The 13149-nt window shown below is 53.3% G+C and carries 8 protein-coding genes; 2 read left to right on the forward strand and 6 right to left on the reverse strand.

Annotation, left to right across the window (positions count from 1 at the left end):
* Nucleotides 1-74: 74 nt before the first annotated feature.
* Both HU175_RS10230 and HU175_RS10235 read left to right on the forward strand, forming a co-directional pair.
* The gene (locus tag HU175_RS10230; protein WP_176566503.1) at nt 75-938 is read left to right on the forward strand and encodes a neutral zinc metallopeptidase; all 864 of its coding nucleotides are present in this window, start codon (nt 75-77) and stop codon (nt 936-938) included.
* A gap of 277 nt (nt 939-1215) precedes the next feature.
* Nucleotides 1216-2688, forward strand: coding sequence for a M48 family metalloprotease (locus HU175_RS10235; RefSeq protein ID WP_176566504.1), 1473 nt, complete (start codon nt 1216-1218; stop codon nt 2686-2688).
* 82 nt (nt 2689-2770) lie between these two features.
* On the opposite strand, the gene HU175_RS10240 is transcribed toward HU175_RS10235, so the two are convergent.
* From HU175_RS10240 to HU175_RS10265, 6 genes are all read right to left on the reverse strand, one after another.
* Complete coding sequence (locus HU175_RS10240) at nt 2771-4498, reverse strand: RagB/SusD family nutrient uptake outer membrane protein (protein WP_176566505.1); 1728 nt, start codon at nt 4496-4498, stop codon at nt 2771-2773.
* Between the two features lie 12 nt (nt 4499-4510).
* On the reverse strand, nt 4511-7792 hold the full coding sequence (locus HU175_RS10245; RefSeq protein WP_218037021.1) for a SusC/RagA family TonB-linked outer membrane protein: 3282 nt from the start codon (nt 7790-7792) through the stop codon (nt 4511-4513).
* Between the two features lie 119 nt (nt 7793-7911).
* Nucleotides 7912-9009, reverse strand: a complete 1098-nt coding sequence (locus HU175_RS10250) for a FecR family protein (protein ID WP_176566506.1) — start codon at nt 9007-9009, stop codon at nt 7912-7914.
* Between the two features lie 55 nt (nt 9010-9064).
* The gene (locus tag HU175_RS10255; RefSeq protein WP_228724388.1) at nt 9065-9649 is read right to left on the reverse strand and encodes an RNA polymerase sigma factor; all 585 of its coding nucleotides are present in this window, start codon (nt 9647-9649) and stop codon (nt 9065-9067) included.
* A gap of 662 nt (nt 9650-10311) precedes the next feature.
* The gene (locus HU175_RS10260) at nt 10312-11367 is read right to left on the reverse strand and encodes a PLP-dependent cysteine synthase family protein (protein ID WP_176566507.1); all 1056 of its coding nucleotides are present in this window, start codon (nt 11365-11367) and stop codon (nt 10312-10314) included.
* 100 nt (nt 11368-11467) lie between these two features.
* Complete coding sequence (locus tag HU175_RS10265; RefSeq protein WP_176566508.1) at nt 11468-12853, reverse strand: glycoside hydrolase family 140 protein; 1386 nt, start codon at nt 12851-12853, stop codon at nt 11468-11470.
* Nucleotides 12854-13149 lie beyond the last annotated feature (296 nt).

Genomic DNA, 13149 nt, shown 5'->3' on the forward strand with positions numbered 1-13149 from the left:
ATTGACACCGGGATTAAACACTTTGCCTCCGAAAACGGTAATTCAACGTAAACGAATTATAACGACAAAAAACTATGCGTTGGATAGGAGGACGCGAAAGCGATAATGTGGATGACCGCCGGGGTAGCAGCGGTGGGGGAGGGCTGGTCGTTGGTGGCGGTATTGGTACGGTCGTCATTGCCTTGATCTATATGTTCCTGGGCGGAGACCCGTCGCAGGTTTTGACCCAGCAGACCGATGATACACAGACCACGTCGCAGGCTCCCACCGGGCCGCAGCCCGACGATGCCGCAGCCAGTTTCACCCGAAAAGTCTTGGCCAGTACTGAGGATGTATGGGGGCAAATCTTTGCTGATAAGGGAGAGCAGTATGCTGATCCAACGCTGGTAATGTTCCGGGGCGTCACATCGTCGCAGTGCGGTACGGCACAGCAGGAAATGGGACCGTTTTACTGTCCCGCCGACCAGAAGGTTTATATTGATCTGTCGTTCTACGATGAACTCAGCCAGCGGTTTCAGGCCCCTGGCGATTTTGCCATGGCCTACGTAATTGCCCACGAAATTGGCCACCACGTTCAGAATCAGCTGGGAATTATGGATAAAGTGAACCAGGCACGGGGGCAGATGAGCCAGCGTGACTACAACAAGCTGTCGGTCCGGCTGGAGCTACAGGCCGATTTCTACGCGGGCGTCTGGGCGCACCACGCGCAGGGGCAAAGTGTTTCTATTGATGAAAACGATGTAGAGGAGGCCCTGACAGCCGCTAATGCCATCGGCGACGATAAAATTCAGGAACAGACCCAGGGGCGGGTCGTGCCTGACGCGTTCACGCACGGTTCGTCGGCGCAGCGGGTATACTGGTTCAAAAAAGGGCTCCGTACGGGTGACCTCAGCCAGGGCGATACGTTCAACAGCCGGGAAGACGCCAATCTGCAGTAACGTCTGGGTCTGCCAACAGTCAAACGAAAATCAGCGACCCGCTACGTCAGCCAGCGGCCAAACAAACTGTCGACGCAAGGTGTTAATGAGCCGTCGCAGCTAATCTAGCTGAATTGACTCCCCGTCGCATCAAGAGCGAAACAAAGAAAATTGACAATTAACTGGTAAGGTTTAGCAGTCAGCAACCTGGGGCGATAGCTAGGCCTAGCTATCGCTTTTTTTACGTTTGGCTTACCAGGAACGAACACCATTTACATCACTTACGTCTCCTACTCCCATGCACACGCGTACCCTTCACCGGCTCTTTTCCGGTACTGTAATTTTGCTGTCTGTTTTTGCCTGCGCCCGCAATCCGGTTACGGGAAAGCGCGAAATAAGCCTTATGTCGACCGAGCAGGAAATTGCCATCGGCAAAGAGTCGCACCCGTCGGTTGTGGCCACAATGGGCTTGTACGAAGACAAGTCGTTACAGGCGTTTATGAACGAAAAGGGGAAAGCAATGGCCAAGGTGTCGCACCGGCCTGACCTGCCCTATCAGTTTTATATTGTCGATTCGCCCATTGTTAACGCCTTCGCCGTACCGGGCGGGTACGTTTACTTTACACGGGGCATTTTAGCCCACTTTAACAACGAGGCTGAGTTTGCTGGAGTACTGGGTCACGAAATCGGCCACATTACGGCAAAGCATGCGGCCCGTTCTCAGAAAAGTCAGTTGCTGAGTACCATCGCGCTGATTGGGGGGGCGGTGGTTGCTCCCCAGGTTGTCGGCCAGAACATTGAAGCGCTTCAACAGGGACTGGGTCTTCTATCGCTGAAATACAGCCGTGATCACGAATCAGAGTCGGATAAACTTGGCGTAGAGTATTCGAGTAAAATCGGTTACGACGCCAACGAAATGGCCGATTTCTTCGGTACGCTCAAACGCCTGTCCGACAAATCGGGAGAAGCCATTCCACAGTTCATGTCAACTCACCCCGATCCGGGTAACCGCTTCACGCGCGTTCATGCATTAGCAAAGGAATATCAGGCCCAAAATCCAGCGTCTTACCAGGTTAACCATGACCGGTACCTGCAGCTGGTCGACGGAATTATGTATGGGGAAGACCCGAAACAGGGCTTTGTCGAAAATGGGTATTTCTATCATCCGGAGCTACGTTTTCAGTTTCCGGTGCCCAACAACTGGCAATCGCAGAACTCGCCAAGCCAATTCCAGATGGCCGCCAAAGACGGTAAGTCGGCAATGATTCTAACGCTGGCAAAAGGAAATTCGCTGGACGAAGCGGCCCAGAGTCTGGTGAAGGAATTAGGCCTGAATGTGCTGGAAAGTGGAAAAACAACCATCAACGGTAACCCCGCCTACGTACTTATTTCGCGCCAACAGCAACAACAGCAGCAGGGACAGCCGCAACAGGATCCTAAGGCGGCCCTTCAGATTGGAACCTGGCTGATTCAGTACAACAACGCTATTTATGCACTTCATGGATTGGCCGCAAGCGCTGATTTCAATTCAAGTTATGGGGCGTTCAAGCAGGTAGCCGAGAATTTTCGTTCGCTTAGCGACCCGGACAAACTTAATCGAAAGGTAGAACGGGTGCTGGTCAGATCGACTCCCCGCGATGGGTCCTTTCGGGAAGTGGTAACCGCGCTGGGGATGCCTGCGGGGCGCGTGGATGAGGCTGGAATCTTGAATGGTCTGAAGGCCGATGATCGCGTAACGAAAGGCACGTTGATCAAGATCATTAGCCGATAAGCCGCCAATTAGCCAGAAGCAGGAGAACCGCCAACGTAGCAGAAGGCGGTTCTCTCAGCTTTGAAGCCAATGTCGGCCAGTTCTAGTAACCTGGATTCTGTTTCAGTTGCGTGGAAACATTCAGTACGTTCTGGCCAATCGGGAAAATGGCCGTGTGGTTGTCGGCATCGGGTTGTTTGTCCCACCAGGTGCCTGTGTTGAATACGCCCCAGCGAATCAGATCCGTACGGCGACGCCCTTCCACCAGGAACTCACGTCCCCATTCGTCCAGCATTTCCTGGTCGGTCAGTTGACTGCCGTCGGTCTTGTATAAGCTTGGCGAACCTGCCGGATAGTTACGGGATCTAACCGTATTGAGCAGTACGGCCGCGGCAGCTTTGTCGCCCGCCCGGTACTTGCATTCGGCCAGTGAGTAATAAATTTCAGCCAGCCGAATCTCCGCATAGGCCGACGAAATCTTATTCGGATCATCGCTGGGGTAGTACGGATACTTCACCGGGAAGATGCCCGAGTTATGGTCGGCGTGGTTCATGTTCGATTCTTTATCGGCGATTTTAGTCCCCGGCTTCGCATCGAGGAAGAAACCTACCTGATCCCGGAGAAAAAGGGCGTAGGGACCCTTATTACCCCGTACCGTGTCGACCTTCCCAGTAGCATTCGTGTAAGGCAGGTACCCGTACAGGAACATACCCTCCCGTTTACTGTTGCCCAGATTCCGGTACTTTTTCAGGCGCAGGTCATCGGTGTACTTTTGGAATTTGATGAACGGCTTACCGAGCGTAAACTTGTATTCCGTGCTATCTACGTCGCGGCCGGGTTGCAGGGCGTATTTAGGATTGCCCTGGCCAAAATCGGTAAACCCGAAATAGTTGGTAGCCTGGTAGGGCATCATCCAGAAATACATCCCGCTGTCGTACTGCCAGTGCGTTAGCGCAAAGCTGCCCGGAAAGCCGAAAACCGTTTCTGACGAGGTCGAATTGGTGTAGTCAAACGGGGCGTCCCAGCGGGTTTCCAGCGCGTAGGTGCCGTATTTCCCGGCCAGCATGTCCTGGCACACCGTTGCGCAGTCGGCGAAACGATCGGTGCCCGTATACACTTTGGCGTTCAAATACAGGCGTACAAGTAGAGCAGCCGCTCCACCCTGTGTCCAGCGTCCGACCGCGTTGGCACCCAGACTCTGCCGGGTGGGTAGCTTGGGAATCGACTCGGTCAATTCCTGTTCAATGTAAGCAAATGCTTCCTGAGGAGGAACCTGCGGGCCGCCCTGCGACTCTCCTTTTACTTTCTTCACCAGCACAATATTCCGGTAAAAGTCTAGCAGCCGGAGATTCAGCCAGGCGCGGAGGGTACGTAGTTCGGCAATCATACCGTCCAGTTCGGCCTGCGTCATCTCGAAGCGGGCCGGGTTGGTGATACCCTGCAAATCTTCCAGCGAGTTGGTCGCCAGCGTAACGCCCTGATACAGCGCGTTCCAGGCATCGTTGGTATAGCCGTCGTTAGGCGTCCAGGTGTGGTAATGAACCCGCTGAAACTGCCCGCCATCGAACCAGTCGCCCTGCCGGTTCGGCGTCATCAGTTCATCGGTACTGTTTTCCTGGAGCATGAACGTAGAGCCACCCTGAATACTCCAGTAGCTGTGTTCAAAAGCCCGTAGGAAATCCCGGGTTACATCGGCCCGGGTCTGGAGAAAGTTCTCGGATGTAATCCGGTCGTAGAGTACTTCATCCAGGTTCGTACAGCCACTGGTCAGGAGCAGAAATAACGAGGCTGACGCGCAGGTTATATGTTTAAACAATCGATTTCGTTTCATGGTCAGTGTCAATTAAAACGTGAGTTGAAGCCCAAGCAGTAGTTGAGTCGTCGATGGGTAATAGTTCAGAGAATTGTTGACGCCGGGATACAGCCCATTGACCTGCACCAGATCAGGATCTCCTCCTGTGTAGCCCGTAAAGGTGGCCAGGTTGCGGGTGGTGGCGTAAACCCGGACAGAACGCAGATAGTTGACCTTCAGCGGCTGGGTATAGCTCAGGGTTATGTTATCAATTTTGACAAAATCACCCTGCTCCAGGAAATAATCCGACAGGGCCGAATACGTAGCTGCGTTTGTCAGCTTAGAATACTTGCCACCGTCATACGCCGATGTAAGTGTGTTGGCGTTCTGCTGCGTAGCGGGGGTACCCAGGTAAAAGGCGTAGGTATTGAAGATCTGGTAGCCGAATGTGCCCCGCAGGAAAACGCTCAAATCCCACTTCCGGTATTTGAAGTTGTTGGTCAGACCCGCCGTGAAGGTAGGCAGCCCATTGCCGATGAACTGTCGGTCGTCGTTATTGGCTTTGTTGGCGACGATCACATCTCCATTCTTGTTGTATACCAGCAGCGCGCCGGTTTCGTCTACACCCGCCGACCGGAGGGCGTAAAAGCTCCCGATCCGGGTGTTTTCCTGCAAGCGCTGAACGTTACCGGGGCTGCCGGGAGCAGGAAAGCCAACCACATCCACGTAGGTCTGACCTTTGTAGGCGTCGCTCGAAAACGAAACAAACTTGTTGCTGTTGGTGGCACCGGCAAAGGTCAGGTTATAGCTGAAATCCTTTTGGTTGATAATGCTGGCGTTCAACTGAATTTCCAGTCCCGAGTTCTTCATCGTCCCTACGTTGGCAAAAGTTGACCCCTGAATGTTGGGCGGATTGGGAACACTGTATGAGCCCAGCAAATCCTTATTGGTGCGGATGTAGTAGTTCAGGCTACCCGTCAGGCGGCTGTTCTTGAACACATCGAAGTCAAGACCGACGTTGAAGTTGAGGGCTTTTTCCCAGCGCAGGTTATAGTTGGTATTCTGGCTTGGCCCCCAGACCTGATAGGACGTACCGTTGTACTGATAATAGCCGTAACCGCCGTAGGTATCCAGCGACAGGTAATTGCCAAAATCCTGGTTCCCCGTCTCGCCATAGTCGGCCCGGAGTTTCAGTTCGTTCAGCCAGGGAATATTGTTGGCAAAGCCCTCCTGGGTGATGCGCCAGCCTACCGATGCGGCCGGGAAGTATCCCCATTTGTTATCATACCCAAACTTGGACGAGCCCTCCCGGCGCAGACTGGCCGACAGAAAATACTTCTGATCAAAGTCGTAGTTTACCCGACCAAAAAAGGCAATCAGTTTTGAGCTATTCCGGTACGAGCCTACGTTGTTAATTCCCTGCTGTAGATTCCAGAGACCCGTTCCCAGGCTGTTGTAGGTTAGTACGTCGGAAGGAAGATTCTCGTTGGCTGCGTTGAAGCCCGACGACGTGAAAAGCTGATACGAATACCCCCCCAGCACCTTCAAGGAATGCTTCTGCTTGTCCAGGAAATAATTGCCGATCCACTCGAAACTTTTCTGGTCGTTTTCGTCCAGCGCCTGGGACGCGGTATTCCGCTTGGTGCCATTAACGACCGTCGTCAACGTCGACGGCGTAAAATTCTCATTGCGGAACGAGGAACTTACTTCGCCAATCGTCGCGACCGTGTTCAGGTTGTCAAGCAGATTCAGCTTGAACGAGCTGTTGATGTCCAGGTATTTGATCTCCTGCTGCGCCAGTACGTTTTTTGCCTGTTCCACCGGGTTGTTGGCGAAGAAACCCGTATTGATGTAAGCATACCGGCCATTCTGGTCGTACAGGGGCTGCGTCGGGTTGAGCGTCAGCGCGTAATTGAAACCACTGTAGTCGGCCTGATTGGTCTTGGCGTAGCGGGGGGCTGCCGTGAACGTGATGGCATACAGGTTATTCGACGAGGTATGGTTGATGTTCACCCGGCCCCCGTATTCCTGTTTAGCCGACCGCAGGTCGATTCCGTTTGCGTTGCGGTAATCCAGCGAGGTAAAATAGTTTGTTTTGCCGTTACCACCCGAGAACTGCAGGGTGTGCTTCTGGGAAAAGGCAGGGTCGCGGCTGACGACCTTCATCCAGTCGGTAGTGCCGCCGAGGTCTACTCCGCGCTTGTTGGCCAGAAACTCGTCTTTGGAAAGAACCGACAGCTTATTGGTGATGAAATCAAACGTGGTATAGCCATCGTAAAAGATGCGTGATTCCGACGAGCCTTTCTTGGTCGTGATCACAATTACCCCGTTGCTGCCCCGGGTACCGTAGATTGCCGATGCTGCCCCGCCCTTCAGTACGTCGATGGATTCGATTTCGTTCTGGTTGATGTTATCCAGGTTACCGCCCGGTACACCGTTGATGACAAACAGGGGGCCAAGTCCGGCGCTGCGCGACGACACACCGCGGAGCTGAATACTGGGCGTTGAGTTAGGATCGCCGGCGGCTGTGTTCGTAACCGACAGACCCGCCACTTTGCCCTGAATGGTCATCAGTGGGCTGTTGCCTCCCACCCGCAGCAGGTCATCGGACGACAGGTGCGTTACGGCGCTGGTTACCTCCTTCCGGCTCAGCGAGCCGTACCCTACTACAACTACTTCGTTGATGGACTTAACGTCTGTCTTCAGCCGAACCGTTAGTGTGGTTTGGTTCGTAACGGCAATCTCCTGGGTTTCGAAGCCCACAAAGCTGAACACCAAGGTCTGCGGTCCGTCGGGAATGCTTAGCCTGTATGCACCCTGAACATCCGTTACGGCCCCGCGCGTGGTTCCTTTTAGCAGTACGCTAACACCAGGTAAACTCTGGCCTTTCTCGTCCAGAACCGTTCCCGTAATCGTCCGGTCGACCGGGGCCTGATACGCCCGGATGGGGTCAATGCTTTCGATGTTGATGACGTTATTCGGGGCGCGGGTCAGAACAATCTGTTCGCCGGTAACGCTGTAATCAACGTGCAGGGGGGTGAGGAGTTTCTCCAGAACATCCTTCAGGGGCGTGTTCTGCACCCGCATCGATACCAGCTGCTGCCCTGGAACAACCTGCGGGCTATAGGAAAACTTGACGTTGGCTGCTTTTTCGATGCTACGCAGCGTAGACTTCATGTTTTCTTTCTGAATATCGATCGTCAGCCGCCGGTCTAACAATTCCTGCGCCGATACGTCATCAGCCCAGGAGACAGTGAAGCAGAGTAAAGACAGGAAAACCTGTAAGCAGGTTGTTTCCAGCCATTTTTGGCAATAAGGTGTAAACAGTTTCATACGTCGTTGTAATTCTATTTAGGAAATTGACCAATCAGCGCCTGTAGGGACGCTTGTATGCGGAAGTCAGAAGGGGAGCTATTCATGCATATTTCAAAAAAAGGCTAAGGGTGATTTGCTTACTGGCAGCCGCCACCGTTTATAAGTACCTGGCCATCAATAATGTCATAAGTAGCACCGAACGTTTTACAGATGATCGTCAGTTTGCCGGTGAAGGATTCTCTGGCCAGCGACGAGGTGAGCTGGCACGGGGAAAAGTCGTCTTTGTTGTAGCGGATGCTAATGCCATAGGCGTTCTCCAGGTCCTGAAATACCTGGGTAACCGGCGTTTCGTTGTAGGAGAACGAAGGCAGGCGCGCGGTACCGGGCAGGGGTTTTATCGGACGGGGTGCTTCCACCAGCATCTTGTCAAACCGCTGGGTTTGGCGGGTAAACACAACCTGCTGGTTGGGCAGCAGCAGGACACCTTTCTGGTTCGTTGGGGGGGCGGTTGCCCGCGCTTCGTACACGGAAACCTGCCCGGTATGAACCTTAATTCGCACTTCCCCCTCCCTGGCGAAAGCCCGCACCAGGAATTTTGTCCCCAGCACCTTCGTCACCAGTTCGTTCGCGTGGACCAGAAAGGGACTCTTCTCGTTCCTGGTTACCTCAAATGTCGCTTCTCCCGATAAGTAGACGCGCCGGTTTTTCTGGTTAAAGTCCGCCGGGTAGCTCAGGCGGCTGTCGGGCGACAACCAGACGGTGGAGCGATCGGGTAAGTGAATAGTTAAGGGGTGGTCGGTGGAGTTGGTCGTTTCAGAAAAGGAAGATGTCAACGTAGCCAAGTGCTGCTCGTAGGGAGAGGCCACCCGGCTAGTCCACCAGAAGCCGATTCCTGCTGCCAATAGAACAGCCGCGGCTGCTGCCCACCGTGTCCAGTTGGGAAAGCGTACGAAGAACGGAGCTTGTCCGGCCTGCGCATTTGTCTCCTGAATTCGGGCCAGGAGTTGACGAATGGTTTCTTCGGGCAGGTGGGTCTGCGCATAGGTATCCAGGCCCAGACGGATGGCGTCCAGCAGAGCAGCGGCCTGGTGCCATTCCTGTTGGCAGTGAGGATGCGTCTGAAGCCAGCCAGTCCAGAACGCAGCCGACTCGGGAGTGGGGGCAAGCTGGTGGCTGACAAAGGCGTCGTCCGTTAAGAATTCAGCTGTGGTAAAGTTTTCGTATGCCGGTTGCACAGTCTACTGGTATTTGCAGTAGATGACCGATTGACAAAAACGTACTCACTTTAAGCTAAAAAAATATTGAAAAAAGTAAAGTTACGAATAGGATCCAGCCCCGAAGTTTTTCTACGGCTCTAAAAACCAAGTTTTTAGCCGATTGCTGATTCATTTCCAGCACCTGACCAATCTGGTTATAATCCAGGTTCTCAATAAATCGGAGTTTGAGGGCTTCCTGCTGCCGGGGGGGCAGTTGGGCAATCAGTCGCTGAAGTCGTTCTTTGCGTGAATTAGCCGCTTCGAGTTCTTCCAGTAGTTCCAGTTCGTTCGGCTCCGACCAGAGTGCATCGTAATCCGCGTCATCCAGAGGGATAAACGGACGTTCTTTTCGGGCCAGCAGATGCATAATTCGGGTCCTGAGTGCTCTCAGCAGGTAGTACCGAACGTTTGCGGGCGTAGTTAGCCGGGTCCGTTTCACCCAGATTTCGGTGAAGACGTCGTGAACGCAATCCAGGACAAATGCTTCCGAAGCGGCTACCAAACTCATACCGTACCGGTACATTGCCCGTACATGCTGCTGGTAAAGTTGGGTATAAGCCGCTTCATCCCCCGACTGAAAGGCCCGCCATAATTCCTGCTCGTCCACGTTGATGTTCACCTACGATTTTGTTACCACAGCAACCGGGCTTCCAGCTAACTAACGGTTTGCCCCTAAAAAAGTAACTGTTCGGGTTTACTCTACTAGTTACTAACAACAGATTGTACCGGTGGAGTTGCCTCGCCAGCCTGAATAAAGAGGTGCCGGCACTTCTTCGGTGACACGGTTAATCGTTGATTTCATGCGTTAATTACGATTCCTCATCGCGTTAAGAGGACTGCTTCGGGAGTCTAAGTGGTTAGTTAACAGGCGTAAACGTGATCGTTAATACTTAAGTAGACGCGCTAAAATTTACTCCTAAATCCCCTTCAGGGGATTTAGGAGTAATGAGCTTTAGTCTAAAGTAATCTCACTGATCGTCTTACTTTTCTAATTTGCCGCCAACGAGTGATTGCTGGCGGGACCGGCCGGGAATAAAATACCGCTGTTCTGATCTCGGCTCACGATTGTGGCTTAGATCTTTAACGTAACAAGGGTGTAACCCGTCTACGCGCGTTTACTGAGATCTAATAGAGGGTACCTACTCCGCTGCTTCGTCTGTGGTATGGACGAGTTCAGTAAAGTACTTGAACACAGAGTAGATTCAGCAGGGGCTAATCGATCGGTCTTCTGTCTTATCCCACAAGTACCTTCTGCCGGGGAGCGTCTGATCGGAAATTTCCCTAAAACAATATTCGTTTCAAGGTCTGCTCCTCGGCCTGAACGGCGTTTAGTAACTTTTTCTCGTCGAGCCAAAGGGCGCTGTAATACGTATTGAGATACCGTAGTCCTGAGTCACAGATCAACGTAACGATGGAGCCTTTTTCGCCATTCTGTTTCATTTCATTGGCCAGCAGGAGCGCACCGTAAAAATTAGTTCCGGTGGAAGGGCCAACCGGCCGGTTCAGCAGGTCGGACAGGATATTCATGGCGGCAATACTTTGCGCATCGGGGATCTTCTCCATCCGGTCAATGATGCTCGGAATGAACGAAGGCTCTACCTGCGGACGGCCAATGCCTTCAATGCGGGATGCGTACTCGCTGCGCAAACTGAAATCGTTGGTTTTCCAGCAATCGTAAAAGACCGAAAATTCGGGGTCGACTACGCAGACCTGGGTGGCGTGGTACATGAAGCGGATGTAGCGACTGATGGTTGCCGACGTACCACCGGTTCCTGCACTGCTGACAATCCAGCTCGGGATCGGGTATTTCTCTTTCTGCATCTGCCGAAAAATGGACTCGGCAATGTTGTTGTTACCCCGCCAGTCGGTAGCGCGTTCGGCGTAAGTAAACTGATCGATGTAGTGTCCTCCCGTTTGCTGCGCCACCTGCCGGGCGGCTTCGTACACTTCCGACGGGTGTGTTACGTAGTGGCATTTTCCGCCGTAAAACTCAATCGCTTTTATCTTGTCCTGGCTGGTAGACTGGGGCATGACGGCAACGAACGGTACGCCAATCAGTTTGGCGAAATACGCTTCGGATACGGCCGTGGATCCGCTGGAGGCTTCAACTACCGTTTTGCCTTTTTGAATCCAGCCGTTGCAGAGCGCGTACAGAAAGAGCGAACGGGCCAGCCGATGCTTCAGGCTCCCCGAGGGGTGGGTGGACTCGTCTTTGAAATACAGATCGACGTGGGGAAACGCCCGCAGTTGGAGGGGCACCAGGTGCGTGTCGGCCGACCGCTGATAATCCGCTTCGATTAGCGTTAAGGCATGGGAGGTCCAGTCTCTGTCCTGCATTCGGGCTCGTTTGCTTTGGGTCTACGTTCGCCAGGCAGGAGCCTGGCGATTGCAAACGTAGGTTTTTCTGCAGACAAAACGGGTAAATCGGTGATTCAGATTAAAAGGCCGGATAATTTTTGTCGGCATCGTCGAGTACCAGTACCCAGTCCTGACCGTACCCTTTCGACGGGGGTGAAAACTGCTTTGGCTGCTGATTGTCGAAGGTTCCTGCCGGCTGTGTTTTGCCCGTTCGGGGGTCGAACCAGGTGGCCGTAACCGACCTGCCCGAAATTTTACCGGGGTTTACCGTAAACGGTTTTCCTACTGTGCTGTAAATAAATGCATAATCGTTTCCCCGCGTGGCCTGGATGCGCTCGGCAGGCCCCAGGTTGTTTTCAACAACCAGCGACTGGTCGGGAACACGGTCGAGGAGCGGGCGGGCGGTTATCAGTTTGCGGACGTAAGCCATCTGACGGGCACCGGGAAATTCCAGAGCATCGTACCAATAGGTGTGCGGGTTGTTAACGGCCGGACGCTTGGCGCTGTACATCTGCCAGATATCGTGACAGCCATACGTATGCCCATGTGCCCCCGCAAACAGATCCAGATAGGCGTAGATCCGTACGTCATACGCGTTGGAGATGCCCAAATCTCCCGCATTAAAACAGACCGGATGATCTTCGTAGATGGGTTCGGCGTCCATGGTAGGTTTGGTCGGCTGGCGGTTGTACGAGACGCTGATGTAGTCGTACACGGGCGTAAAGCGACAGTGACCGTTCTGGTGAATGTTGAAGTCGAACCAACTGTCGTTGTGGAACCAGGTCGACGAACCACCGGCCATCCCGTTCGGCTGTGAATGGTACGACATCAACGCCTTGTCGGCTCCGCCAACCCCCTCCTGAATTCCCCTGGCCATAGCGCGCCAGACTGCCAGGTCCTGTGAGCCTTCGCGCGGATTCCGGTCGCCACCCAGCACCCAGATGATGTTTTCCCGGTTTTTATAGCGGGAACCAACGTAGCGGCCGTACACCAGGGCGTTATCGGGTGTGAAAATTTCCGGCCCTTTTCCCCAGGTATTTTTGAACAACTTGTCGCCCCAGGTAGGCAGAAACGCAATCACGATTCCGTACTGAGCCGCTTTGTCAATGATGAAATCAACGTGTTTAAAATAAGCCTCGTTTGGTTTGGTCGGATCGTTGGTCTGGAGCGGTACGTCGCCATAGGGGTTGGTCTCGGTCAGCCCGTCCAATTCCGCCAGCGCCACGGCCTGTACGACTGTAAAGCCCTGTTCGGCTCGTTTCTTCAGGTACAGATCCGCTTCCTCCCGGTTCAGTCGGTGAAACAGCTCCCAGGCGGTGTCGCCCAGCCAGAAGAAGGGTGTCCCGTCCTGGTGGACCAGATAGCGCTTATTGTCAGATACCTTCAGACGGCCATTGGTAAAAGGAGACTGGGCCAGTAGTTGACTTTGGAGTAAGACGAAGAGAAGAATGGCTATTTTTTTCATAGAACCCGACCACGTAGACAAACGGGGAAGAACGTAGTCAGCAAATTTTACTGGTTGGTTGAGCGCAGAAAACCGTTGGTGATCTGACCTGGAGCTACCCTTATAGTTCTTTGAGTAGTATAGTCTGAGTGCTTTGAAAAAATGCTTGTTCATTCCTAAACTCCCTGAAGGAGACTTTGCCCGGATTGAGAACAAGCCCCCCTTAGGGGATTTAGAGTAAAAGAGGTTAATAGGTAGTAAGGCGACTTTGTCTACGCGAACCCCTACAAGAGTGGGGCTGAATAAGGAAGAACATT

This window comes from Spirosoma sp. KUDC1026 (assembly GCF_013375035.1).
Lineage (GTDB): Bacteria > Bacteroidota > Bacteroidia > Cytophagales > Spirosomataceae > Spirosoma.

Bases quoted from the DNA above. Each gene is read 5' to 3' on its own strand.
- HU175_RS10230 (WP_176566503.1), top strand. From the start codon at position 75: ATGCGTTGGATAGGAGGACGCGAAAGCGATAATGTGGATGACCGCCGG.
- HU175_RS10235 (WP_176566504.1), top strand. From the start codon at position 1,216: ATGCACACGCGTACCCTTCACCGGCTCTTTTCCGGTACTGTAATTTTG.
- HU175_RS10240 (WP_176566505.1), bottom strand. From the start codon at position 4,498: ATGAAACGAAATCGATTGTTTAAACATATAACCTGCGCGTCAGCCTCG.
- HU175_RS10245 (WP_218037021.1), bottom strand. From the start codon at position 7,792: ATGAAACTGTTTACACCTTATTGCCAAAAATGGCTGGAAACAACCTGC.
- HU175_RS10260 (WP_176566507.1), bottom strand. From the start codon at position 11,367: ATGCAGGACAGAGACTGGACCTCCCATGCCTTAACGCTAATCGAAGCG.
- HU175_RS10265 (WP_176566508.1), bottom strand. From the start codon at position 12,853: ATGAAAAAAATAGCCATTCTTCTCTTCGTCTTACTCCAAAGTCAACTA.